This is a genomic window from Hymenobacter seoulensis (assembly GCF_054780535.1).
Genome location: NZ_BAAGWD010000002.1, coordinates 938,701 through 963,279 on the forward strand (window position 1 = coordinate 938,701; position 24,579 = coordinate 963,279).

A 24,579-nucleotide genomic window follows, 5' to 3' on the forward strand; every position below is an offset into this window, starting at 1 on the left:
ATCCGCGCCGTGAGAAAGATTGTGACTTTGCTGCTGGCCACCCTTATCGGGAGCACGGGCCTAGTGGCCACGGGCTGTGCTACCCGCAGTCCGCAGCAGAAAAAAACCGCCTCTTACAAGCGCAAGGCCACGATGGGGAAAGTGCCCTGCCCCTGCGACAGTCATTAACCTGACGCGCCGCACCCCCCGTCACGTATCATCAGAAGCTTCTCTATTGCCTCCGTTCAGCCTTGCCCCTCTATGCCCGATTCTAATCCGCTAGCCTCGCTTGTTGCCGCTGCCGAAGCTGTGCGCCAACAGCTGCAAGTCAACCAATTTGATGCCGCCGCTGTGCAGCGCCTCGCTGGTTTTATTGAGGAGCAGCGTCCTACCGTGAAAGAAGCCGACCGCCAGGGCGTTATTACGGCGCTAGGGTGCTTTCTGGGCCAATGCCTAGTAGAAACCTACGGCGGTACCTGGGCCAAAGGGCCCGATGGTGCCACTGGCGTGGGCATTAACGATACCAATTTTTTCAATCCGTTTTACCGCGTAAGCGAGCAACTGACCAAGGGCCTGGCCCAGTCGGTGGCCACGTTTTTCGCGGGTGTACCTGAGCGCCTGGCTGCCAAGCCAAGCCGTAAATCCTGGATTTAGTGAGTCCTTTTACTTCGCTTGAGCCTAGCCCAACTCCTGCCATGAGAAAAATCGTCATTGCCATCGACGGCTACTCTTCCTGTGGCAAAAGCACCACGGCCAAAGCCGTAGCCGCTGAGCTAGGCTACGCCTACATCGATACCGGCGCCATGTACCGCGGTGTTACGCTGTATTTACTGGAGCACGGCATCAGCTTCGACGATTTGCCCCGCATTGAGCAGGCGCTCAGTGAAATGCACATCACCTTCAAGCGCAACCGCAAAACCGGCCGCAACGAGCTGTGCCTTGATGGCGTGATTCGGGAAGATGAAATCCGGCAGATGCGCATTTCCAATTCCGTGAGCGAGGTATCGGTTATTCCGGCTGTGCGCCACGCCATGGTTAGCCAGCAGCAGCGGATGGGCCGCAAGCGTGGGGTAGTGATGGACGGCCGCGATATTGGCACCACCGTTTTTCCGGATGCGGAAGTGAAGATTTTTATGACGGCTGATGTGCTCACGCGGGCCTTGCGCCGCCAAGAGGAGCTAGCGCTCAAGGAAGAGCACGTGCCCGTAGAAGACATTGTGGAAAACCTGCGCAAGCGCGACCACCTCGACTCAACGCGCGCCGAAAGCCCCTTGCGCCGCGCTTCTGATGCCGTGCTGCTCGACACCACCCACATGATGATTGACGAGCAGGTAGACTTTGTGCTGGAACGCGTTTCCGCCTCCTTATTTTCTTTGGCAGCTGCGGGCTGGACAGGAAGCGTACCGAAATAAACTACCTGCTGTTTTGGCAAGTAAAAGTGCGGCAGAATTGTTGTAGTTATAGCAGCTTCCAAATTCGTAGCCTGCAGAGTAGGCGCCGGTTGCGCCGCTGAGGATAGGTAGTACTCTTACAGTGGCGTGCCAAAATCTAGAGCCCATGAACGTCATCATCGATAAAAATTCTGGCTATTGCTTCGGCGTTGAGTTTGCCATTCAAATGGCCGAAGACGAGTTAGGGCAACAGGAAACCTTGTATTGCCTCGGCGATATTGTGCACAACCGCATGGAGGTAGAACGCCTGCATGGCTTGGGGCTGCGCATTATTGACCGAGACCAGCTAGAAGAACTGCACGATGCCAAAGTACTCATCAGGGCGCACGGCGAGCCGCCGGAAACTTACGAGCTGGCCCTGCGCAACAACATTGAACTGATTGACGCCTCCTGCCCGGTGGTACTCAAGCTGCAGAACCGCGTAAAGCATGCCTTCGATGCCACTACGCGCCAGAATGGGCAGGTAGTAATTTATGGGCAGCCCGGCCACGCCGAGGTAATTGGCCTGACGGGCCAGACGCGCAACCAGGCCATCATTGTCATGACGGAGCAGGACCTGGACCAGGTAGACTTCTCGCGCCCCGTGACGTTGTTCAGCCAGACCACCAAAAGCACTGCGGGCTTCTACCACATGAAAGAGGTGATAGAGGAGCGCATTAAGTTGGCTGGCGGCTCCTTGGATGCCTTTGATGCCAATGACAGCATCTGCCGGCAGGTAAGCAACCGGGAGCCGGCGCTAACCAAGTTTGCCCAGCAGCACGATGTAGTGGTATTTGTGAGCGGCCGCAAAAGCTCCAATGGTAAAGCTCTGTTTTCGGTAGTCAATAAGTTTAACCCGCGCAGCTACTTCGTTGAGAACGAGCAGGAGCTGCAAGAGGAGTGGTTTGAGGGCGCCGAGTCAGTAGGTATCTGTGGCGCCACCAGCACGCCCATGTGGCTGATGCAGCGCGTGAAAGACCGCATTGAGGACGTGGCCGAGCCCGTAGCATAACCTAGCACTAGCCCTGCTACCGGCCTACACCGCCGGCCAGCAAAGGCACAACCCAGACCGAGTACCTGCGAAGCCGCGCTTCCGGGTACTCGTTTTTGTGTCGGCTCCGGTAACTTGCGGGCCAACTTCTCTGCCCATGCGTCGCATCATTAATTATTTTCTCAACGGATTTCTCATTGTCGCGCCGGTCGGCCTCACAGTTTATATCCTGTATGCGCTACTGCACTGGCTCAACGACCTGTTTGCGGGCCTGAGCTTTGATATTCCTGGGCTGGGGTTGCTGGTGGCCATCGGCTTTATTACGCTGGTGGGCTTTGTAGCGAAGTCGTTTCTGGTGCGGCCGTTTCTCATTATCATGGAGCGGTTACTACACCGCACGCCCCTGGTAAGCATCATCTACTCCAGCCTGAAAGACCTGTTTGATGCCTTCGTGGGCGATAATCAGAAGTTCAACCGCCCGGTGCTAGTGCGCCTGAGCGCTGCGGAGCAAACGTATAAAATGGGCTTCGTGACCCAAACCACCATGAACGGCCTGCACCGCGACGACCTGCTGGCCGTGTACTTTCCGCACTCCTATAACTTCTCGGGCGAGCTGGTGCTGGTGCCGGTCCAGAATATCACGTACCTCGATTTGCCCAGCAGTGAGGTCATGAAATTTATTGTGTCGGGTGGGGTTTCCCGACTAGGGTAGGGTGGAGCTCAAAGTGCAGTAGTACCTGTGAAAACAGCACCCAGCGCGAATTCCTCGTAGTACGGTTGCCGCCTTTACCGCTACGCTCATGAAAACCCAGTTGCACTTTCAGAAATACGGAACGGGGCCGCGGGTAGTACTGGCCTTCCATGGCTACGGGCAAAGCGAGGGCCACTGGCGTAGCTTCGTTCAGGCCCTAGGCCCCGAGGTGACGGTGTATGCCTTCGACCTGTTTTACCACGGGCGCAGCAAGCTAGCCAAAACCGATGCACCTCTTTCCAAGCAGCGGGTAGGAGCGTTGCTGGGCGAGTTTCTGGAAGCGCATAGCATTCATGAGTTCAGCTTGCTGGCCTTTAGCATGGGCGCTAAGTTCGCCCTCACGGCGGTTGAGCAGTTTCCGGACCTGGTAAAGCAGGTGTGGCTATTGGCTCCTGATGGCTTACAGCGGCAGTTTTGGTACACTATGGCCACGTATCCGCCCTGGATGCGCGGCGTGCTGGGCCGGGCCGTACTGCGCCCCCAGCGCATTTTGCGCTTCCTCGATACCCTGCATGAGCGCCGCCTGCTCGATGCCAACCTGATCCGGTTTGCGCAATGGCAACTGGATAGCCGCGAAAAACGGCTGCGCGTGTACCGCAGTTGGGTGGGGTTCCGAAACCTGACCTTTGATCTGAAAAAGCTGGCCATACTGCTAAACCGGCGGCCAACGCCCGTTACCTTTTTCCTGGGGCGCCACGATCGGGTGATTCCGCATGCGGGCTTGCAACGCTTCATCACGTCTTTGCAACAGGCGCACACCGTGCTGCTGGAAACCGGCCACGCTGGCCTGATTTACGATGTGGCGTCCTACCTGCGCCGCCACCCTGAGCTACGGTTGGCCTAGCGCTTGCTCTAAAAGGTGGTAGCTTTCTTCGTCGAAGGCCACAAATACAACCTCCTGCGGCAGCTCATGCTCCTGCAAAAACTGCCGCACCTGCCGCACGGCAATGGTCGTAGCTTCGGCTTTGGGGTAACCATATATTCCGGTGCTGATTCCCGGAAAGGCTATACTATGTAGCTTATGGTCAGCTGCTATGTGCAAGCTGTTGCGGTAGCAATCGGCCAGTAGCTCTGGCTCGTGTTTGTGCCCTCCGTTCCAGACGGGGCCTACAGTATGAATGACGTGCCGCGCTGGCAGCCGCCCGCCGGTAGTGAGTACGGCTTTGCCCGTAGCCAGGCCGCTACCGTAGTGACTAGCCCGCAGCGTACGGCAAGCATCCAAAATCTCGGGGCCGCCGGCGCGGTGAATGGCCCCATCAACGCCCCCGCCTCCGAGCAGGCTGGAGTTGGCCGCATTCACGATGGCATCGGTATCAAGATGAATGATGTTGCCGCGGTAAAGCAGGATACGGTCAAAACGCTGCGCTTCGGTGCGCCAAGAGGAAACAGAAGGAGAGGCCATACAGAAAGGGATACGGAACATGCCGGTTGGCATAACGAAGTGACCTAGGGCGCCGTTGCGGCCGAAGGTAGCAGAAAGTTGTAAGCGGTTGAGTCTGCTTTTCCGACGGTTCAGCCTAGTATTTATACCGTTCGGGTATATATGAATTTGTGTATGCTAATGAACTGTATATGTTTGGCTATCCATCAACCGCAACCCTACTCAACCATGGAAGCCTCGCAGCGTGACCCTCAACTATGGCGGATGGCAAAACAGCGTGCCAAATTCAAATCACACCTGTTTACCTACGTTACCGTAAATGCCCTGCTCTGGACGATATGGCTGCTGACCGGGCGCCCAGGCACGCCGCTCCCTTGGCCTGTGTGGTCAACCGTGTTCTGGGGCATAGGCGTGGCTATTCAGGGGTTTGGCACGTATGGCAGCCTAGGGCGGACGCAACTCTCGGAGCGGGAGTATGAGCGACTGGTGCGGCAGCGCGCCGACCGGGTTTAGCCCCGGCCCGGGGCTAGTAGCTGCAACCTTCCGGCGGCGCTCTGGGTTAGTGGCAGTATGAAAACCCGCTACTTTCTTCCGCTGCTCGCGCTGGCTCCGCTGGCCCTAGCTGCCTCTATGCCCGAAACCCCGGCCGCTGTGGCCCCGGATGCAAACCTGAGCAAAATAAAGCTGCCGGCTGGCTTCACCATCAGCTACTTCGCCAAGGGTGTGAAAAGTGCCCGGGAGCTGGCTGTGGGGCCTGATGGCACCGTGTACGTGGGCACCAAAGACGACAAAGTGTTTGCCCTGCCCGACCGCAACAAAGACGGCCGCGCCGATGAGGTAGTGACCGTAGCTACGGGCCTGAATGCGCCCAACGGGGTAGCCGTGCGCAACGGCGCGCTGTACGTAGGCGAAATCAACCGCATTATCCGCTACGACAACATTGCTACTAGGCTCAAGCAGAAGCCCAAGCCGGTTGTGATTGGTACGCTGCCTAGCAAAGAGTGGCACGGCTACCGCTACATTGCCTTCGGGCCCGATGGCAAGCTGTACGTGCCTGTGGGGGCGCCTTGCAACAGCTGCCTGCCCGAAGAACCCATTTTCGCCACCATCAACCGCATGAATGCCGACGGTACGGGCCTCGAAACCTTTGCCTATGGTGTGCGCAACACTGTGGGCTTCGACTGGAGCCCCCAGGACAAAGCCATGTGGTTTACCGATAATGGCCGCGACAAACTCGGCGACAACCTGCCGGCTGATGAGTTAAACCGCGCTGCCGGCCCAGGCCAGCACTTTGGCTTTCCGTACTTTTTCGCCGGCGATGTGGCTGATCCGGAGTTCAGCAAAGGCAAGTCGGCCGATACATATGTGAAGCCGGCCCGCAAGCTGGGGCCGCACGTAGCCGCGCTGGGTATGAAGTTCTATACCGGCAAGCAGTTCCCGGCCCAGTACCGCAACCAGATTTTTATTCCGGAGCACGGCTCCTGGAACCGCAGCAACAAAATCGGGTACCGCATCAGCCTCGTGCGCCTCGATGCTACTGGCAAGCAGGCCAAGAGCTACGAAACCTTTGCGGAAGGCTGGCTGCAAGGCCAGACGCCCTGGGGCCGCCCTGTGTGCCTGCTCGTGCTGCCTGATGGCTCACTGCTGGTTTCCGACGACCAGAACGATGCCGTGTACCGCATCAGCTACAAAGGCTAGCTACTGAAAACCTAAAAAGAACGTCATGCAGGGGCTTTGGCCGGCATGGCGTTCTTTTATTTTGTCCTTTCCTGAGTTACCAGGCCGTCTTACCATGTCACCTGCTATCTTGCCAGCCATGAAAACACAGCGCGTGCCCAAGCGAATGGTCGGTCGGCGGGAACTGGTAGATTTTCCGGATTTTCAGCTCTGGGGGGTAGAGGCCAAGGTAGATACCGGGGCCTATACCGCCGCTATTCACTGCTCCAATATTCACGTGGAAACCTTTGCCGACGGGCGGCAACGCCTGCACGTGCAGCTTCTGGATCCGTCGCACCCAAACTTCGATGGCTCGCCTATGCAGTTTGATGAGTTTGGCCTGCGCGATATTAAGAGCTCCAATGGCGAAGTGCAAGAGCGCTACGTGATTCGGGCCGCCATTCGGTTGTTCGGCGAAGATTTTATTACCGAATTTTCGTTGTCTGACCGCTCCGACATGAAATATCCCGTACTGATAGGCCGGGTTTTGCTGCGCGAGGCGCGGTTGGTGGTAGATGTGGCGCGGCGCAACCTCTCGTACAAAAACCAGCCTACTACTCGCTAGCCCCGTCGGGCTTGCCAACCGTGTCGCCTATCTTTGTGGCAGGCTTCTGCTCTTTATCTCTCATACGTACCCTGCATCCGATGAAACTGGCGATTCTATCGCGCGAGCCGAAGCTATATTCTACCAAGCGACTTGTAGAAGCTGCCGAGCAGCGTGGCCACGAGGCCGTGGTACTAGACCATTTGCATTGCAATCTGGTGCTGGAGAAAGGTCAGCCTGGTATTATTTACCAAGGCCAGCGCCTAGAAGGCTTCGATGCCATTATCCCGCGTATTGGCGCTTCCGTTACGTTTTATGGCTGCGCTGTGGTGCGTCAGTTTGAAATGATGAAGGTTCGCACGGCCGTGGAAAGCCAGGCCATTGTGCGCAGCCGCGACAAGCTCCGCTCCATGCAAATTCTGGCGCGGGCTGGGGTAGGTATGCCCAAAACCGCCTTTACCAACTACTCAGATGAAGTAGCCGAAATGATTCAGCAGGTAGGCGGCGCCCCCGTTATCATCAAGCTGCTGGAGGGCACGCAGGGCCTAGGCGTGGTGCTAGCGGAGTCGGCGAAAGCGGCGCAATCGGTTATTGAAGCGTTTCATAATCTGAAGGCTCGCATTATTGTGCAGGAATTCATTGCTGAAAGCAAAGGTGCCGATTTGCGGGCCTTTGTGGTAAATGGTGAGGTAGTAGGCGCCATGAAGCGCCAGGGCAAGGAAGGCGAGTTTCGCTCGAACCTGCACCGCGGCGGCTCTGGTACCCTAGTAAAGCTTACCCGCGCCGAGAAAGCCGCTGCCTTGCTGGCCACCAAAGCCCTCGGCCTCGGTATTGCTGGCGTAGATATGCTTCAGAGCAAGCGCGGTCCGCTGGTGCTGGAAGTAAACTCCTCGCCGGGTCTGGAAGGCATTGAAAAAGCCACGGGCCTTAACATTGCCGGCAAAATCATTGAGTACACTGAGCAGTTGTCGCATAAGAAAAAGCCCAAAAAGACCACCAAAGCTGCTGCCCCCGGCGGCATGCCCGATACCCAAGCTGATTAAGTAGAGCCCTGAGCTACTGTTCTGCACTACGGCCCACCTGCCAATTGGCAAGTGGGCCGTAGTGCATTTACTACCCCTCAAACCCAGGCAAACCGTTATGGGCTTTCGCCCATAACGGCCAGAATGTGCCGGGCATTCTCTATCTTCCGCAGTGTCGGGCAAGAGTGGGCGCAGGGCATCTGACGTTTTCAGGGCAGGGACAGCAACGGGGTGCACGGATGGAAACCAGGAAGCCGGGCGTACGCTTTAGCCCGTAACGGAGGCTAGTACCCCGCGCCGGATATAACTACTGGTGGTTGGGCAGCGTTCTGTACTTATTTCACCTGGCTGGCGGCGGTTGCTGCCGGTCTCACCGCCTTGCTCTGTGTCTGAACTCCCGCCGCCTGCTGCTCCTGATGAAAGTCTGTGTTTAAACGGCCTGACCATTGCGCCGGGCCAGCAGGTGCTCACGCGGCTCGTGATTTCGCGGCTTCCTTCCGGCACCGTTATCGACATTCCCGTGTACGTATTTCGGGCCCTGGAGCCCGGCCCCACGGTGCTGCTGATGGCGGGCCTGCACGGCGACGAAGTAAATGGCATTGAAATTATTCGGCGCATGATCCGGCGCAAAATGCTGCACCCTACGCGAGGCACCATCATTGCTATTCCTATTCTCAATATTTACGGGTTTCTGAACTTCTCGCGTGAGGTGCCCGACGGCAAAGACGTAAACCGCTCCTTTCCGGGCAACCCGCGCGGCTCGTTGGCCAGCCGCGTAGCCGCCCGCTTCATGCGCGAAATCATGCCTCTCATTGATTACGGCATTGATTTTCATACGGGGGGAGCAGCCCGAGCCAACATCTCCCAAATCCGGTGCCTGCTGCACCAAGATGCCATGACCGACGCCATGGCTGAAGCATTTGCTGCCCCCTTTACGCTGCACGCGGGCCTGCGCGCCGGCTCGCTGCGCGAAACCGCTATGCAGCAAGAGCGGCGCATTATTGTGTATGAAACCGGCGAGTCGTTGCGGCTGGATGAAGCGGGTATTGACCTGGGTATTGCGGGTACGTTTCGGGTGCTGCACTTTTTGGGGATGGTGCCGGAGGCCGAGCCCGCGCCGCAGGAGTCGGTAGTGTGTATGCGCTCTACCTGGTTGCGCGCCAAGTATGCCGGCCTGTTTCGCAGTTTGGTGCACCTAGGGCAGTACATTGAAAAGGGCCAGGTGTTCGGGACCGTAGCCGATCCGTACGGCGAAAACTCCGTGCGGCTGGAGTCGCCGGTAGCAGGCTATATCATTGGCCTCAACCATATGCCCGTGGTAAACCAAGGTGATGCCCTTGTGCACGTAGGCCGCACCGATTTCAACCCCAGTCGGGCCGACTTGGCAGTGCCCTTCGATGAAAAGCCCATGGGCCCGATTGATACGGAAACGGAGGAAGACGAAGAAGCAGGCGAAGAAGAGCTGATGTAGCACACCTCAACCGTAGCCAGTACTTAGCGCGAAGTCATGCCGGCGAAAGGTAGCTGCGCTTGCCGCGGCTACTGACAGTTTTTGCGTTTCTTTGCCGGGCCATCTGCGGCTCTCTTCCTGATTTACCCAATGAAAAACTCTCTTCAGCTAGTCATTAATATCGTATTGGGCCTGGCCATAGTGGTGCTGTTCTATCTGCACTTTGCCAGCAAACCTACCGTAATCGCCAAAAAGCCAGTAGCCGCTGTGCAAACCCCTGACTCAACTGCCACTGCAGCGGTTGAAGCGGAAGAGGAGCCTAGCAAGCCAGTAGCTGCTGTAGCCGATACCAACAAAGTAGCCTACGTAGAGTCAGGGAAGCTGCTGGATGGCTACCAGGGCATGAAGGATGCCCGCAAGAATTTCGAAGCCAAAGCCCGCCGCTGGGAAACGCAAAACCAGACACTGGTGCAAGGCTTCCAGACGGCCGTGCAGCAGTACCAGCAGAAAGCTGAGGGCATGACCCAGGAGCAGCGTGCTACCACCGAGCAGCAACTGCAGGCCCGCCAGATGAAGGTGGCCCAGGAGCAGGAAAAACTGCAGCGCCAGGCCCAGGAAGAGGAAATGAAAATGACCCAGCAAGTACTGGAGCGCATTAATAAGCAAATTGAGAAATACGGCAAAGACAACGGCTACCGCCTGATTCTGATTGCGGCGCCGAGTGGCACCATCGCCTACGGCCGCAAAGACCTCGACATTACCAATACGGTGCTCAAGCGCCTCAACGACGAATACCGGAACAGCAAAAAGTAACCAGCCTTACGCTACCGAAGTAGCAAATCGCCGGCTTTTCCCTGAAGGAAAAGCCGGCGATTTGCGTTATAACTCGCGCCATAGCATGTCGTTAAACCTTGCAGCTCTGTTGTAATCTAACAGAAACACGGCCCACATTTGGCGCCCATTTACCTGCTTGCTATGAAAAAGCTTATGAAGTATCCGGTTCTGTTTCTGGTGGCCTTTCTGGCTTTGTCGGCTTCTCTGTCTAGTTGCGTTACGAGCGCGCAGCCGGCGGTGGTGGTAGGTCCGCCTCCGGGGCCTTACTATGGGTATCCGCCGCCTCGCCCGCTTTATCGCCCATACTATCGGGGGTACCGGCGGCCCTACTACCGGCCCTATTATAGGCCGCGCCCAGCCAGGGTAGTGGTGGTAGAGCCGCGCCGCCGCGATGTGGTAGTGCCTGCTCCGCGCCCTTATGGCCGAATGCGGCCGGGTGGCATTTGGTAGGTTTGGCCTCACGTGTTGCCTAGTACCCACAAGCCCCATTTGTAGTCCGGGTGGGTTTAGATGCTTAAAGGGGCTAGTAGATTTCAGCTCAAACAGATAGAGCGCAAGTGGGAACATAGCGCTGCCACTCGTTTCTGAAAGCCAAAAGCCCGGTCTCACTTAATGTGAAACCGGGCTTTTGGCTTTCAAGTAGCTAGTAGTTTTTACTAGAAGGCGAAGCGCAGGCTGAAAGCGGCATCGTTATAGAAGCCGGTGTAGCCATCAAACACCTCGAAAAATGGCTTGTAATCGACGCCAACGGTGAAGGGCAGGTCGGCCATTTTGTACTCCAGACCCAGAATCAGGTCGGCGCCGGCTACGATGTAGTTTTTGTCGTCGTAGTAGTAGCTCGAGTAGTAATACTTGTCTTTGCCCCGGCGGAAACGCCCATCGGTGAAGTAGTAGCGGCCTTGGTAAGAGCCAACATGGGCCCCGGCGCCGTAGTAAAACTGCAAGCCTTTAAAGTCAGAAACGGGCAGGTGTTTTTCCAGCAATAAGGTCAGGCGTCCGCCGCGGGCAGCATACTCGCGGGTAAGCAGGCCTTCCACGGCCACATTGTTCTTGCCGCTCAAGAAGTGCTTGACCGTCAGGCCCGATGACCAGCCGCCGCCGCGCAGGCCAATAGCCGTTTGGTAGCCGGCACCACCGCCGCCGCCTTTCTTTTTACTCTGAGCTTGGACCCCTTCACTACCAGCCAACAACCCAAGGGTCATCAAGCCAAAAACCAGACACTTCATGCGGAAAAGGAAGAATGTAAAACGTATGCTTCCGGCAAAAGTACAACTTGCCTTCGATAATTACAGCCTCTCGCGGCCTTCCTTTTCTATGGTACTTGATAGGTGAACGTGCAGGCCGCTCTCATCGGTGGCAGCGGCGCGCAGCATGGCCCGCGCCACTGTGGCTGCCTCAATAGCCCGGTAATGGCGCAGCGGGCCTAGTAGCGCGGGCTTTACCAAGCTCAGCAGCACACCAGCTACCTGCTCGCCTGCGCGCTTTTCGGGGCGGTCGCCAAGCAGCAGAGAAGGCCGAAAGAAATGGATGGCCCGAAACGGCGCCTGCCGTACGGCCTCTTCCATCTCGCCCTTCACGCGGTTATAGTAGAAGCCCGAGGAGGCCTTAGCGCCCATAGCCGAAACCACCAGCAGCTGCGCCGCAAAATTAGCTGCCGTCAGGGCCGCCAGCTTTACTACATACAGGAAATCTACAGCGTAAAATGCTTCCTTGGAGCCAGCTTGGCGCAGCGTAGTGCCTAGGCAGCAAAACACGTCATCGGCAATAAGCTGCAGCCGGTGCTCTTCCAGCTGCTCAAACCTAACGATGCGCTGCTCCAGCTTAGGGTGTACCATCGGCAAAGGGCGCCGGCCCACTGCTATAACGCGGTTGTAGCGCTCGGAAGCTAGCAGCAGGGGCAGCAGCTGGCTACCTACCAGACCACTGGCACCGGCAATGAGGGCGGTCTTTTGCATCAGGAAGTGAAAAGCAGGAACGTACTAGGCAAAGCTTGCTGCCCAGCCTCGCTACGAAGGCTACACATGTACAGCAGCTAGCTAGTAGATGCCAACATGCTTCTGTCCGTTGCCTGTAAGCACAGAAAGCATCTTGCTTGAAGGCCTGTGGCCCCTAGGCACCTTTCTGCGCCAAACCGGTTACTTGGCCGGCTCTACCAAGTGTGTGTGCTCAGGCTCCAGGCGTACGAGGCCTTGCTTATACAAGGTGCCTAGCGCTTTCTTGAACACCTTTTTGCTCATGCCCAGGCGGCGGTAGATGTCGTCTGGCTCGCTTTTATCGCCTAGGGGTAGGGTTCCGCCGGCTTTGCGTAAGGCTTCCAGCAGCGTTTCAGAAGCAGCCACGGCTTCGTCGTAACCTTGGCGTTGCAGGCTTAGGTCGAGCTTGCCATCGGGGCGCACCTGCCGCACGTAGCCGGTGTGCACATCGCCGAGCCGCAGGGGCTTGAACACTTCATTATGGTAAAGCAACCCCTGGTGGGTACCGTCCACAATTACTTTGTAGCCCATGTCGGTTTCTTCGGCCACAAACAGCTCGGCCGTGTCGCCTTCTTTGCCGGGGTAGGGCTGGTCGCTGAGAAACCACTCCCACTTGGCCGAGGCCACAATGCGGTCAGAAGTTTCATCGAGGTACACAAACACGGTGGCCCGGTCGCCGGGACGGAGCGAGCGGCGTAGGTTGCGGTAAGGTAGAAGCAGGTCTTTCTCCAGGCCCCAATCGAGAAAGGCGCCGGTAGGCGTTACGTCGCGCACGGTAAGCGCGGCAAACTGGCCCACCCGCACGTAGGGCTCCAAGTTGGTGGCAATCAGGCGGTCTTCGGAGTCGCGGTACACAAACACGCGCACCATGTCGCCAATCTGGGTGCCGGCCGGAATATACTTGCGCGGCAGCAGCAGGTCGCCGTCGTCGGAAGTCAGATACATGCCGAAGTCTACCTCGCGGGCTACCTCCAGTTCGTTGAAATCACCTAGTTGCATACGCTTGCCGATTGTTGTTGCGGACCCGGCTGCGAAGAGCGCAGCACATGGTTGGTAGGCAAAGGTACGTGCCGGGCAAGTTGCAGGGTTATTCTCGGCGCAAACTCTCAGGTACTAGCCCTTTCTAGCTTCTAAAGTGTGCGGTTTGATCAGCGAGACGAGCTAGTGTTTACTGATAGACCAGCACGCTAGGCTGGGCAAAGCTAAAGTCGCTGAAGTCGTAGTAGGGCCGGGAGTTTTCGAAAATACGGATGCCGTTGGGCGCGCTCATGCCGCGGGGGTAAAAGCCAAACGAAATCTGAAAGGTGCGCAGGGCCGCGTATTCGTTGCGGAAGCGCAAGCCCAAGCCAAAACCCGTGTACGGCGCCTCGAAGAAGGGAAGTGGCCGATTAGGAGTGCGTGCGTTCAGCCAAGCCACATCGGCAAAGGCAATACCAGCCATCCGGAAGCCCAGAAAGGAAACCGGGGTGAACAGGGTGGCTTCGTAGTTGAAGGTTACGCGGCTGGTGCCGGCTAGCAGCCCGTCGGGCCGGAACCCGCGCAGACCTCGCTCGCCGGCAATGCTCAGAAGCTGCTCGCCGGGCCGGCGGTTAAGCCCGATGCTGCTGCGCTGCCAGAAAAAATGGCGCCACTGGTAGTTGCCCGTGTGGTACAAGCGCGTGAAGTAGAGCAGCTCACCAGCAATCAGGCCCTGTTGCCAGTCGTTGCCACGGTTCCGCACAAAGGTGCCCACTTCGCCGTTCAGATACAGGTAGCCCCGTTGCGGATGGTAGCCCGCATACGCCAGCCGGAAGCTGTAGTAGCGGCGGTTACGGGCCTCATTAAACTCATAGCCGCTGGTAAGGCTCACCAGCGTGCCGGTCGGAATGTCCTCGGTGCGGCCAAAGCCAAACAGATACTTGTCTTTATAGTAGCGCCGTACACTGTAGCCGAAAGTGCCCAGCAGCAGGTTGGCCGTCAGGTCCTCGGGGTAGGCCTTCTGCTCATACGAGGTCCGGATGACGCGGCCCGAAACGATAAAGCGGCCGGGGTTTTCGTAGCCCAGGTCGTAGCTTTTCATGCGCAGGGCCCGGCCGGCCCACACATCCATAATGTTGAAGCGCTGTGGGGTGAATACAAACGGCTTTTCCTCGGTGCCTTCCCCATCGGTGGTGATGATGCGGTTGAAGTAGCTGTAGTTTACGGCGCCGGCGTAGCGTGTATTAATGGAAAAGAAGTCGCGGGCGAAGCCGAGGCTGGCTTCCTCGTTGCGCGTACCGTTGAGGTAGCGCGCTTGCCCGTACACGAAGTTGCGAAACGGAACCAGGTAGCTGCCCTCGTAACGCCAGGGTTTGGTGCCGGGCCCATCATCGCTGCGGCCGTACTCGTAGCGGTTCCGGAACTGGTGGCCCAGCCCTAGGAAGTTCACGTCGCGCACGCCAATAACGCCGGCTCCCACATCCCGAAGCTGAAACGTGCCACTGAGGCTAAATACATCCTTGGTTATCACCTGCACATCCACGCTGTCGGCGGTGCTAGTGCGCTCATTCACGAACACGCGGGCATCCAGCAACTCGCTGGTTTGGCGCAGCAAACGTTCTGATTCGGCCAGATCCTGGGGCTCCAACTCTTCACCTTCCCGAAACAGCAGCACCTGCCGCACCCGCGCCTTGGAGGTTTTGATGTGGAATGTATTGCCGGTTTTCTCCAGAATGTTGCGCGGAATCCGGGTGGAGTCTGAGATGCTGAAGCCGAAAGCATCCAGCGTCCGGATATCAATCTTGCGGATTACTTTGTAGTTGTGCCGGTCGAATTGCCTATCGAGCAGCGTAACATCTAGGCCAATGCGGTCTTCGCTGCGCTCAGTAAAGTTGAATAGCGCCGAAACGGCCTTACCGGCAATGGTTTTGCGCTTGGCGTAGGCCTTCAAGCCATTCAGCATCCGCTCTTGGTCAAAGCGTCGGCGCAGCGAGTCCGGAGCAGTTTTGGAGACGCGGGCAGTATCGGGTGGGGTAGTTTGGGACCGGGCAGGTACAGCAAGGCCGAACCCTAGCATTACTACCCCAAGCCACACTACATACTTCATATTTTAGGCAAAACCAGCCTTGGCAAGATACAGCGCAAATGCATTTCGCGCCGGTTTAAGTTGGGCTTGTGCCTAGTAAACTAGGCTTCAGGCTTTACTAACGATACTTCAGATAAAAGTCGGTGTCAAGGGAACAATTCCAAAAAAATTAGCCTTTCATACTATTGCGTATTTACGCATAAGCTTCTATTTTTAAGCCCAGATACGGCCCCGATGAACGAGCGAATCCAGGAAAAGCTAAATATTTTGGCAGATGCCGCGAAGTACGATGTTTCGTGCTCCAGCAGCGGTGGTAAGCGCAAAAATGAAAACCGTGGCTTGGGCAACGCCGAGGGCATGGGCATCTGCCATAGCTATACTGAAGATGGCCGTTGCGTGAGCCTTCTGAAGATCTTGCTCACCAATCATTGCATCTTCGACTGTGCCTATTGTGTGTCGCGCCGCTCGAATGATGTGAAGCGCGCCGCATTCACCGTGGATGAAGTAGTGGACCTGACCATGAACTTCTACCGCCGGAACTACATCGAAGGGCTGTTTCTGAGCTCTGGTATCTTCTCCTCGCCCGACTACACGATGGAGCGTTTGGTGCGCATCATCAAGAAGCTGCGCACCGAGCACAAGTTCAATGGTTACATCCATGTGAAAGCCATTCCGGGCGCTTCGGAAGAGCTGATTCAGGAAGCTGGCCTGTATGCCGACCGCCTGAGCGTGAACATTGAGCTGCCCTCTGAAATGAGCTTGCAAAACCTCGCGCCGGAAAAGAACTACGAGGAAATCCTGACGCCGATGGCTCAGATTCGGGACGGCATTCAGCAGAATAAAGAGGAGAAGGCCCTGTTCAAGAAAGTGCCGCAGTTTGCCACGGCCGGCCAGAGCACACAGCTGATTGTGGGCGCCTCCGCCGAAAATGACCTGCAGATTATCAGCCTCACTGACTCGCTCTATAAAGGCTATGGCCTGAAACGCGTGTACTACTCCGGCTACATTCCGGTAACCGACGACGCCCGCCTGCCGCAGGTAACGCAGCCGCCGCTTATTCGGGAGCACCGCCTCTACCAGACGGACTGGCTGATGCGCTTCTACGGGTTTGAGGCTGACGAAATTCTGGACCCCGCGCACCCATTCCTCGATCTGGAAATTGACCCTAAGCTGGCCTGGGCGCTGCGCAACCGCCATGCCTTCCCGGTTGATGTAAACACCGCTGACTACGAGATGATACTACGCATTCCGGGCGTGGGAGCTCGCTCAGCTAAGCGTATTGTGGCTGCCCGCCGTTTCTCGCCCATTACGCTCGACCACCTGCACAAGTTTGGGGTAGTGCTCAAGCGCGCTAAATTCTTCCTTACCTGCCGCGGCCAAGCTCTAGAAAAGCGCGACTATGATGAGCAGACCATCCGGCGCCAGATCCTGTTTGGGGCTGGCTCGGTACGGTCGGCGCTGGTTACGCAGCAGCTCGATTTGTTTGCCCAGGCATCCTGAGTAGTTGTTAAGGTGGTTGGTTTTTAGTGCGTTGACAGAAGTGCTTACCTGATTTTTTGCCCAAACTGCTTAAACACCCCATCTATAACTTCTCCCTGACATGACTATTTCACATCGCGCCCCTGCCGACGCGTCGGCCGCTGCTTCCAACTCTTCGAAACCCGTGAAAGTGGCCCGGATGGCGTGCTGCTGCAAGCTCTCGGAGTTGCTGCCCATTGTGCAGCAATTGCACCGCGAAGCCGCCAGCACAAGAGTTGCCCGTGCCACTTCACGCTCCGAGGCAGCCTAGTACAAGGGCTTCGCTGCAACCTCAGCGCGCCTAGCGGGGTAGTAGTGCTCTATGGCCTACGAACTTGATTTCCAACACGTCCAAACCAACGGCATTACGCTGCATGTGGCGCAATGCGGGCCCTCGGATGGTCCGTTGGTGTTGCTGTTGCACGGCTTTCCGGAGTTTTGGTACGGCTGGCGGCACCAGATAGAAGTGCTGGCAGCAGCCGGGTTTCGAGTGTGGGCTCCTGATCAGCGGGGCTATAATTTCAGCGACAAGCCCACGCGCATTGCCGACTATCAGATGAGCAAGCTGGGGGCCGACATTCTGGGTTTGATGGACGCGGCCGGCCACCAGAAGGCGGCCATTATTGGGCACGACTGGGGCGCGGCCGTAACCTGGTGGCTGGCTGCCAACCATCCTGAGCGGCTAACCCGTGCCGTGGTGCTGAATGTACCACATCCGGCAGTACTAGGCCAGGCGTTGCGCCGAACCCCGCGGCAGCTACTGAAAAGCTGGTACATCTTCTTTTTTCAGTTGCCATGGCTTCCGGAAAAAATGTTCCGCCGACGCCAGTACCGTTTTGGGCGGGGCGCGTTGCGCGGCACTAGTCGAAAAGGCACCTTCACTACCGCCGATTTGCAGCATTATGTGCAGGCCTGGAGCCAGCCCGGCGCACTTACCGGCATGATTAACTGGTACCGAGCCGCCGTGCGCACGCCCCGTAAAACAGGGCAAGTAGGGAAAATTACGCTGCCGCTGCGCATTCTGTGGGGCCGTAAAGATGCCTTTTTGGAGCCGGAGCTGGCTCAGCTGAGCCTGGAGTACTGCACCCAAGCCGAGCTTACATACTTTGATGAAGCCACGCATTGGCTGCATCAGGAAGAATCCGAACGCGTAAATCACCTATTGCTGGAGTTCCTAGGCCCGGCCTCCATCACAACTTCCTGAAAAGCCGCACTATGAGTCGTTCCTTAGGCCCCCTTACCCGCCATGAGGTTGCTTTGCCCGGGAAGGGTAGTGCGGTTCAGCCCCGCGTGGCAGCACCTGCCCTTACGAACCCTCCTCTGGACTATGCCTACGATGGCTCGTTCGAGGGCTTGCTGTCGGTGCTATTTCAGGTGTATACCCGTAAGGCCGCGCCGAACAGCATTCAGCCTCTGGGCGCCGTGCAAGGTGGCTTGTTCGCCCAGCCCGTGCAGATTGATACCGACGAAGCCGCGGCGGCCCGCGTATGGGAAGGGCTGCTGCGCTACATGGATAAAGAAGCACGGACTCGCTTGTTCCATACGTTTCTGAGTGAACAGCCAGATCGGGAGCTATTGATTTTTCGCTATGCTGACCTAGCCATGCGCGCCGGCCGCGACATTTCGGAGAACTACGCCGATGATAATGTGCGCCGCGTGGCCAGCATTGCCCAGCAGATGTACCGCGAAAAGCATCGCATGGAAGCATTCGTGCGTTTCGAGAAAACCTCCGACGGCCTGTTTCATGCTACCATCGACCCAGATTTCGATGTGCTGCCGCTTATTGCGCCCCACTTTACCAAGCGCTATGCCGACCAGCGCTGGCTTATATTTGACCAGCGCCGCCGGTATGGCCTCTATTACGACCTAGTGCGCACCGACATTGTGCAGTTTGAAACCAGCGCTCCGCAGCGCAATACGGCTATTTCTGCTACCGTGCTCGATGAGCGGGAGCCGCTGTTTAAGTTGCTCTGGCAATCGTACTTCGACCACGTGAACATTCCGGAGCGCAAAAACATGAAGCTGCACCGCCGCCACATGCCGCTGCGTTACTGGCGCTACCTCAGCGAAAAACAACCGCGTGAACAGCGTTTTGAGCCCATCAAGAACAAGCGCCTGGTGCAGGAAGGTGGCCCGAAGCTGGATTGAAAAAGCTAATTTGCAGCGTTCTGGCTTCGTATATGGCAAGCCAGATGTATAGCACTACTAGGTAGCCCAAGCCCATGAACCGGCTTTTGGGCCTCACAACGCAGCATATTTCATGGGTAACGTACTTGTATTTGGAGCCTCCGGGCAATTGGGCCAGTGCCTGCAACACGTTTCAAGAGAGCGTAGCCTGACCAACTTGGTTTTTCTGCCCGAAGCGCAGGCCAACATACTCAATGTAGAGGCGCTGCAAGCTGTTTTTGCGGAATACAAGCCGACCTATATCATCAATTGCGCCGCCTATACGGCCGTAGATAAGGCCGAGGATGAAGTGGAAATTGCCCGTAAGGTAAACCGCGACGGTGCCGCCAATTTGGCCCGGTTGTGCGGTGAGCATGGTACCACACTCATCCACATTTCCACCGATTTTGTGTTTGCCGGCACCGGCAACACGCCGCTTGTGGAAACCGATGCCGCTGAACCCATCAGCATCTATGGCCTCACGAAGCTGGAAGGCGAGCAGGTGATTCCGGAGCACACGGAGCAGTATTTCATTCTGCGCACCAGCTGGCTCTACTCAGAATATGCAGGCAACTTCGTGAAGACTATGCTCAAGTATGGCCGCGAGCGGGAAGAAATGAAGGTGATTTGGGACCAGGCGGGCACGCCTACCTATGCCATCGACCTGGCCGGCTGCATCCTAACTATTATCGAAACTGATAGCCAAGAGTACGGCATCTACCACTACAGCAACGAAGGCATCACGTCTTGGTACGACTTCGCGGTGGCCATTTTTGAGCTAGGCAACGTGTCGGTGCGTACCCTGCCTATCCGCACCGCTGAGTACCCCACCAAAGCCACCCGCCCGGCTTACTCCGTGATGGATAAATCCAAAGCGAAAACGCAGCTAGGCGTTGCCATTCCGTACTGGCGCGACAGTCTGAAAGTGTGTATCGGGCGGTTAGAGGCGTAAGTAGGGCTAGTAAACCGGATTATATTGAAGCTACAATTGTGCATCTGCTGCGAAGCAGGTGAGCAGTTGTAGCTTGATTTTTTATAGGCGCTACTTCAACTCCACTTCACTACTCTCAGTTCGGCCGTAAAACCGATTTACTAGGTACGCAGCGACGACAAACCCCAAGCCCACGCCGCACACGCCCAGCCACTGAAAGTGAGTCCAGGCGATGCCGCCCAGGAAGGAACCTAAGGAGGCACCGATAAAGCAGGTGGTCATGTACACGGTGTTGAGGCGGCTGCGGGCTTCCGGCCGTAGCGAGAAGATGCGGGTCTGGTTGGAAATGTGTGTCATCTGCTGGCCTACATCCAGAATCACTACCCCCACAATGAGGCCCAACAGGTAGTAGCCGCCAAACGCCAGTAGCACATAAGCCCCCAGAAACATCACAATACCCAGGTTCAGGGCATAGTCAGCGCCTTTGCGGTCAGCCGATTTACCGGCGAAGGAAGCCGCAAAAGCTCCACTAGCCCCAATCAGCCCGAAAAGCCCCGCTACTTCACTGCCATAGTGATACGCGTCGCTTTCCAGGAAAAATACCAGCGTAGTCCAGAAGGCACTGAAACCGGCAAACATGCAGGCACCCACCAACGCTGAGCGGCGCAGCACGGGTAGTTCGCGCGTGAGCGTACCAAGTGACTTCAGCAACCCAGCGTAGCTGCCCACAAAGTGCGGCTGATTGCGGGGCAGCATGCGGGCCAGAATGCCAGTGAGCAGTACCATGATGGCCGCGCCTACCCAAAACATAGTGCGCCAGCCGAACTGGGCGCCCACATACCCGCTGATGGTGCGGGAAAGCAAAATCCCGATCAGCAAACCGCTCATTACCTTGCCTACTACGCGGCCACGCTGCTCGTCGCTGGCCAACGAAGCGGCCATTGGAATCAGCAATTGCGGCACCGAGGAGAAGATACCAATGAGCAGACTAGCCCCGGCCAGCAGCGCAAACGAAGGCGCAAAGGCCGCTGCCGCCATGCACACCGCCGCGCACAACAGCATCACCAGAATTAGACTTTTCCGCTCGCGCTTGTCGCCTAGGGGTACCACGAACAGCAAGCCTAGCGTGTAGCCAATTTGGGTGATAGTAGCCACTAAGCTCACGCGGCTTTCCCTCAGGCCGAAACTGCGCCCGATTTCGGCTAGCAGCGGCTGGTTGTAATAAATATTGGCCACCACCAGGCCGCAGGTAATGGCCATCAGCCACACCAGGGCCGGCGCCAAGGGTAGGGGAGGAGTAGGACGAGCGTCCTCTATCACGGGCTGAACATCAGCCGCTACTGCTTCGGTCATGAGGCGAAATAAGGGGCTGCGACAGGGCAGTCCGTTGGTTAGGCCTCAGGTAACAGCGTTTTGAAGGGGAAGGTTGTGGTACTTACTGGAAAGATGTACCGGTTTGCGCCCAAACGGACCCTAGGAACATCATCCCCGCCGCACTCAACAGGATGAATGAAAGATGCAGATATGCCGCAGCTTAGCCCGCTACGTACTGCTTTTTGTAGAGCCCCGGCGTAATGCCTTCGTACTGCTTGAAGAGCTTTTGAAAGTAGGCCGTGTTGTTAAATCCAGCCCGGAAGCACACATCGGCTACGGTAGTAACCGGGTTGCGCAGCAGGCGTTTGGCCTCCGCTAGGCGCTCCTGTATGATATACTCTACGGGCGTAAGGCCCAGTTCACGCTTAAATACCCGGAAGAAGGTAGCCTTGCTCATGCAGGCCAGCTCCGAAAGCTTCTCTACCGTAATCTGCTCCGTGAGGTGCTGCTTGATGTACTGCACCACCGCGGCAAAGCGGTGCGAGGCCGCGTGCAGGTTGTAGTTGTGGAAAAGCAGCTGGCGGGCCTGCGTTTGCATCAGGCGCACCAGCATCTCCTGAATAGTGAAGTTGGCCAGCACATCTTTCACCCGGCCCGTGTCGCGGGAAAGCTGCACGAGGCGCTCCAGCGTGCTGGTAAGCTCGGGCGTATTCTGGAAGTGGGCGTAGGTGTTCGTATCCAGGTGCCAGGGTAGTTGGGCTTCGGCGCGGGGGTAGTCTTCGTTGAGCAAGTCCACGGTATGCCGGATGGTATCCGTTGGAATGGCCACTGCCAAGCATTGGGTAGGGTGAGCCTCATCCGCCTCCGGGAAATCAATTACCATCGTCTCGTTCTCACCCACTATCACCGATTCGCCGGGCAAGTACTCGAAGGCCGGGCGGTTAGATAGGTGCATTACCTTTTTGCCCCGCAACATGGTAGTAAGCACCACGTGGCCCATACTCAGGGGCACCTGATGCGCCTGGCGGTGGGTTTCGAAGACGTTCAGCTCAAACCCTTCCAAGGAGTATACGGTGCGGTTTTCTACCAGCGTAGTAAGCTGCTCAGTGGGGCGCAGGGCTATAGGAGCGGGCAAATGCGACATAAGGCGGAACGAATTAGAAAAGACGCTAGGCGAAGAAGCCCGAAGTACCTGATGAAAATACAAAAGCTAAGGCGGCGGCCATACAACTGGCTCTCAAGTAAGCCCATCTGCTAGCAAAACCTGTACGTGCGGAAACAGGTTTATTGTTGAGGTGAGTGAGTGGTTACAACTTGCGACGATAGGTCGCTTTTGTGAGAGAATAATACAGCTATTTCGCCGCAATAGAAAGCTAGCTTGGGGTATCTGAATTCCACCAAAATCTCACCTCGAATGGAAACCCTTGAAAAACCCACCACACTCGTTGATCGGCCCAAATTCAAATCCCATTACGATAATTTCATTGGCGGCAAATGGGTGGCTCCGGTAAAAGGCCAGTACTTCGATAACCCGTCGCCTATTGATGGCAAAGCTTTCACCAAAGTTGCGCGCAGCACCAAAGAAGATATTGAGCTAGCTCTTGATGCAGCTCACGAGGCGTTCAAATCGTGGAGCAAGGCCTCGGCCGCCACGCGCAGTAATGTGCTCCTCAAAATTGCCGACATCATGGAGGCCAATCTGGCCCATTTGGCAGCCGTAGAAACTGTAGAGAATGGTAAAGCCATCCGGGAAACCATGGCCGCCGACCTGCCCCTGTGTATCGACCACTTCCGGTACTTTGCAGGCGTAATTCGGGCCGAGGAAGGATCCGCTACGGAGTTAAATGAAACTACCTTGTCGCTCGTAATTCAGGAGCCGCTAGGGGTAGTGGGCCAAATTATCCCCTGGAACTTCCCGCTCTTGATGGCCACCTGGAAGCTGGCACCCGCGCTGGCCGCCGGCTGCTGCGTGGTAATGAAGCCCGCTGAGCAGACCCCCGCCAGTATTATGGTGCTCATGGAGCTTCTTCAGGACGTAATACCCGCCGGTGTGGTGAACGTGGTGAACGGCTTTGGGTTGGAAGCCGGCAAGCCGCTGGCCAGCAACAAGCGTGTGCAGAAAGTATCGTTCACGGGCGAAACCACTACGGGCCGCCTCATCTTGCAATACGCCGCCGAAAATATCATTCCCGTGACCATGGAGCTGGGCGGCAAGTCGCCGAACATCTTCTGCAAATCGGTAATGGACCACGACGACGATTTCCTGGATAAGTGCCTGGAAGGCGCCGCCATGTTCGCCCTCAACCAAGGCGAAATCTGTACCTGCCCATCGCGCCTACTTATCCACGAGGACATCTACGATGAGTTTATGCCGCGCCTGATTGAGCGCGTGAAGGCCATCAAGCTGGGTCACCCCCTGGATATGGAAACCATGATGGGCGCCCAAGCCAGCAACGACCAGTACGAGAAAATTCTGAGCTACCTAGAAATTGGCAAAGCCGAAGGAGCCGAAGTGCTAACCGGCGGCGAGGCTCACACACACGACCACGAGGACCTCACCGAAGGCTACTACATCAAGCCCACCATCTTCCGGGGGCACAATAAAATGCGGATTTTCCAAGAGGAAATCTTTGGCCCGGTGCTGTCCGTAACCACGTTCAAAACTAACGAGGAAGCCATTGAAATGGCCAACGACACACTGTATGGCCTGGGTGCCGGCCTCTGGAGCCGCGACGCGCACGAGCTGTACCAGATGCCCCGCGCCATTCAGGCCGGCCGCGTGTGGGTGAACTGCTACCACGATTACCCTGCCGGCGCGCCTTTCGGTGGTTATAAGGCTTCTGGTTTCGGCCGCGAAAACCACAAAATGATGCTTTCGCACTACCGCCAGACCAAGAATATGCTGATTTCTTACAGCCAGCAGAAACTCGGTTTCTTCTAGGCCGTTCTGAGCTGGCATACTAGGTCGTCATGCTGAGTGAAGTGGAAGCATCTGGCATGTTGCGTTAGCGTTGCAACATCAGCACGCGAGGTGCTTTGACTGAGCTCAGCATGACGTGCTGGTTCCTGTGGTTGCTGTTTCTGATTTTTAAGCTAGGTTGCGTCTTACCATACCCTAGCGTGTTCCTTCTATGAAGATACGGTTGCTATCTTTTGTGCTGCTGACCTGCGGAGTTTCGGCTCGGGCACAACTGTTGCCGGTGCCAGGTGCCTCGAACCCCGATTGGACGCTTGTTAAAAAGCATACGCCGCCTGCATCGCCCGGCGACTCCGGCCCCATGCCAACCGACCGGATGCCGAATGGCGCGCCCAAAGGCGTAACCAGCATGGGTAACCATCATTTTCATTGGGACAGTGAGCGGGAGCTAACCTACGAATGGGACAGCCGGCCAGGCTCGGGGACTGTGGCTCCTGATAAAGCCGTAACGGTGCATGAGCGAAAAACTAACAGCACCTACACCTTCCGCCGCCGAGCCCAACCAGTAGGTAGGCCACAAGCTTTGCCTAGCCCATCCACTCCATCCAAATAATCTGCC

Annotated in this window: 27 protein-coding genes; 20 read left to right on the top strand and 7 right to left on the bottom strand. The window is 56.9% G+C overall.

The genetic code is table 11. The features are described from left to right. Nucleotides 1-9: 9 nt before the first annotated feature. The 6 genes from ACYVHC_RS11895 to ACYVHC_RS11920 all read left to right on the top strand — a co-directional run bounded on the left by ACYVHC_RS11895 (nt 10) and on the right by ACYVHC_RS11920 (nt 3,995). On the top strand, nt 10-168 hold the full coding sequence (locus ACYVHC_RS11895; RefSeq protein WP_460613927.1) for a hypothetical protein: 159 nt from the start codon (nt 10-12) through the stop codon (nt 166-168). A gap of 72 nt (nt 169-240) precedes the next feature. Beyond that, the gene (locus tag ACYVHC_RS11900; RefSeq protein ID WP_460613928.1) at nt 241-633 is read left to right on the top strand and encodes a hypothetical protein; all 393 of its coding nucleotides are present in this window, start codon (nt 241-243) and stop codon (nt 631-633) included. Nucleotides 634-674: 41 nt separating this feature from the next. Then, nucleotides 675-1,391: a (d)CMP kinase gene (gene cmk, locus ACYVHC_RS11905; protein ID WP_460613929.1), complete on the top strand. Its 717-nt coding sequence runs from the start codon at nt 675-677 to the stop codon at nt 1,389-1,391. Between the two features lie 145 nt (nt 1,392-1,536). After that, nucleotides 1,537-2,421 carry a 4-hydroxy-3-methylbut-2-enyl diphosphate reductase gene (locus ACYVHC_RS11910; protein ID WP_460613930.1) on the top strand — a complete coding sequence of 295 codons (885 nt, stop codon included), beginning with the start codon at nt 1,537-1,539 and terminating at the stop codon, nt 2,419-2,421. A 136-nt stretch (nt 2,422-2,557) separates the two neighbouring features. Continuing rightward, a complete protein-coding gene (locus ACYVHC_RS11915; protein ID WP_460613931.1) occupies nt 2,558-3,112 on the top strand; it encodes a DUF502 domain-containing protein in 555 nt (184 codons plus the stop codon). Nucleotides 3,113-3,200: 88 nt separating this feature from the next. Continuing rightward, the gene (locus ACYVHC_RS11920) at nt 3,201-3,995 is read left to right on the top strand and encodes an alpha/beta fold hydrolase (protein WP_460613932.1); all 795 of its coding nucleotides are present in this window, start codon (nt 3,201-3,203) and stop codon (nt 3,993-3,995) included. Here ACYVHC_RS11920 and ACYVHC_RS11925 read toward each other — a convergent pair. Further along, nucleotides 3,981-4,553, bottom strand: a complete 573-nt coding sequence (locus ACYVHC_RS11925; RefSeq protein ID WP_460613933.1) for a macro domain-containing protein — start codon at nt 4,551-4,553, stop codon at nt 3,981-3,983. The two genes, ACYVHC_RS11920 and ACYVHC_RS11925, sit on opposite strands and share 15 nt — an antisense overlap. A gap of 243 nt (nt 4,554-4,796) precedes the next feature. On the opposite strand from ACYVHC_RS11925, the gene ACYVHC_RS11930 reads away from it, so the two are divergent. The 7 genes from ACYVHC_RS11930 (at nt 4,797) to ACYVHC_RS11960 (ending at nt 10,548) form a co-directional block, all read left to right on the top strand. Continuing rightward, entirely contained in the window at nt 4,797-5,045 is a 249-nt protein-coding gene (locus ACYVHC_RS11930; RefSeq protein WP_460613934.1) for a 2TM domain-containing protein, read from the top strand. A 57-nt stretch (nt 5,046-5,102) separates the two neighbouring features. Beyond that, nucleotides 5,103-6,230 (top strand): PQQ-dependent sugar dehydrogenase, encoded by a 1,128-nt coding sequence (locus ACYVHC_RS11935; RefSeq protein ID WP_460613935.1) that lies wholly within the window; start codon nt 5,103-5,105, stop codon nt 6,228-6,230. Nucleotides 6,231-6,348: 118 nt separating this feature from the next. After that, entirely contained in the window at nt 6,349-6,813 is a 465-nt protein-coding gene (locus ACYVHC_RS11940; protein ID WP_460613936.1) for an ATP-dependent zinc protease family protein, read from the top strand. Nucleotides 6,814-6,893: 80 nt separating this feature from the next. Further along, complete coding sequence (rimK, locus tag ACYVHC_RS11945; RefSeq protein WP_460613937.1) at nt 6,894-7,835, top strand: 30S ribosomal protein S6--L-glutamate ligase; 942 nt, start codon at nt 6,894-6,896, stop codon at nt 7,833-7,835. Between the two features lie 364 nt (nt 7,836-8,199). Beyond that, nucleotides 8,200-9,285, top strand: a complete 1,086-nt coding sequence (locus ACYVHC_RS11950; protein ID WP_460613938.1) for a succinylglutamate desuccinylase/aspartoacylase family protein — start codon at nt 8,200-8,202, stop codon at nt 9,283-9,285. A 129-nt stretch (nt 9,286-9,414) separates the two neighbouring features. Next, nucleotides 9,415-10,077, top strand: coding sequence for an OmpH/Skp family outer membrane protein (locus ACYVHC_RS11955; RefSeq protein ID WP_460613939.1), 663 nt, complete (start codon nt 9,415-9,417; stop codon nt 10,075-10,077). A 162-nt stretch (nt 10,078-10,239) separates the two neighbouring features. Then, nucleotides 10,240-10,548 carry a hypothetical protein gene (locus tag ACYVHC_RS11960; RefSeq protein ID WP_460613940.1) on the top strand — a complete coding sequence of 103 codons (309 nt, stop codon included), beginning with the start codon at nt 10,240-10,242 and terminating at the stop codon, nt 10,546-10,548. Between the two features lie 206 nt (nt 10,549-10,754). On the opposite strand, the gene ACYVHC_RS11965 is transcribed toward ACYVHC_RS11960, so the two are convergent. The 4 genes from ACYVHC_RS11965 to ACYVHC_RS11980 all read right to left on the bottom strand — a co-directional run bounded on the left by ACYVHC_RS11965 (nt 10,755) and on the right by ACYVHC_RS11980 (nt 15,135). Next, complete coding sequence (locus ACYVHC_RS11965; RefSeq protein ID WP_460613941.1) at nt 10,755-11,324, bottom strand: hypothetical protein; 570 nt, start codon at nt 11,322-11,324, stop codon at nt 10,755-10,757. Nucleotides 11,325-11,384: 60 nt separating this feature from the next. Further along, nucleotides 11,385-12,053: a Rossmann-fold NAD(P)-binding domain-containing protein gene (locus tag ACYVHC_RS11970; RefSeq protein ID WP_460613942.1), complete on the bottom strand. Its 669-nt coding sequence runs from the start codon at nt 12,051-12,053 to the stop codon at nt 11,385-11,387. A gap of 180 nt (nt 12,054-12,233) precedes the next feature. After that, on the bottom strand, nt 12,234-13,070 hold the full coding sequence (locus ACYVHC_RS11975; RefSeq protein ID WP_460613943.1) for a CvfB family protein: 837 nt from the start codon (nt 13,068-13,070) through the stop codon (nt 12,234-12,236). 169 nt (nt 13,071-13,239) lie between these two features. Then, on the bottom strand, nt 13,240-15,135 hold the full coding sequence (locus ACYVHC_RS11980) for a BamA/TamA family outer membrane protein (protein WP_460613944.1): 1,896 nt from the start codon (nt 15,133-15,135) through the stop codon (nt 13,240-13,242). 213 nt (nt 15,136-15,348) lie between these two features. Between ACYVHC_RS11980 and ACYVHC_RS11985 the strand changes: the two genes are divergently transcribed. From ACYVHC_RS11985 to rfbD, 5 genes are all read left to right on the top strand, one after another. Beyond that, nucleotides 15,349-16,614 (top strand): putative DNA modification/repair radical SAM protein, encoded by a 1,266-nt coding sequence (locus ACYVHC_RS11985; protein WP_460613945.1) that lies wholly within the window; start codon nt 15,349-15,351, stop codon nt 16,612-16,614. A 100-nt stretch (nt 16,615-16,714) separates the two neighbouring features. Next, nucleotides 16,715-16,903 (top strand): hypothetical protein, encoded by a 189-nt coding sequence (locus tag ACYVHC_RS11990; RefSeq protein ID WP_460613946.1) that lies wholly within the window; start codon nt 16,715-16,717, stop codon nt 16,901-16,903. A gap of 51 nt (nt 16,904-16,954) precedes the next feature. After that, nucleotides 16,955-17,836, top strand: coding sequence for an alpha/beta fold hydrolase (locus ACYVHC_RS11995; RefSeq protein ID WP_460613947.1), 882 nt, complete (start codon nt 16,955-16,957; stop codon nt 17,834-17,836). 11 nt (nt 17,837-17,847) lie between these two features. Next, nucleotides 17,848-18,780 carry a TIGR03915 family putative DNA repair protein gene (locus tag ACYVHC_RS12000; RefSeq protein WP_460613948.1) on the top strand — a complete coding sequence of 311 codons (933 nt, stop codon included), beginning with the start codon at nt 17,848-17,850 and terminating at the stop codon, nt 18,778-18,780. A gap of 112 nt (nt 18,781-18,892) precedes the next feature. Next, entirely contained in the window at nt 18,893-19,750 is an 858-nt protein-coding gene (gene rfbD / locus ACYVHC_RS12005; protein ID WP_460613949.1) for an SDR family oxidoreductase, read from the top strand. 90 nt (nt 19,751-19,840) lie between these two features. Here rfbD and ACYVHC_RS12010 read toward each other — a convergent pair whose 3' ends face one another. Both ACYVHC_RS12010 and ACYVHC_RS12015 read right to left on the bottom strand, forming a co-directional pair. Beyond that, nucleotides 19,841-21,082, bottom strand: a complete 1,242-nt coding sequence (locus ACYVHC_RS12010) for an MFS transporter (protein WP_460613950.1) — start codon at nt 21,080-21,082, stop codon at nt 19,841-19,843. Nucleotides 21,083-21,263: 181 nt separating this feature from the next. After that, a complete protein-coding gene (locus ACYVHC_RS12015; protein ID WP_460613951.1) occupies nt 21,264-22,187 on the bottom strand; it encodes a helix-turn-helix transcriptional regulator in 924 nt (307 codons plus the stop codon). Between the two features lie 270 nt (nt 22,188-22,457). Here ACYVHC_RS12015 and ACYVHC_RS12020 point away from each other — a divergent pair, with 270 nt between their 5' ends. Next, on the top strand, nt 22,458-23,984 hold the full coding sequence (locus ACYVHC_RS12020) for an aldehyde dehydrogenase family protein (RefSeq protein ID WP_460613952.1): 1,527 nt from the start codon (nt 22,458-22,460) through the stop codon (nt 23,982-23,984). A gap of 190 nt (nt 23,985-24,174) precedes the next feature. Then, a complete protein-coding gene (locus tag ACYVHC_RS12025) occupies nt 24,175-24,573 on the top strand; it encodes a hypothetical protein (RefSeq protein ID WP_460613953.1) in 399 nt (132 codons plus the stop codon). The last annotated feature ends 6 nt before the right edge of the window (nt 24,574-24,579 follow it).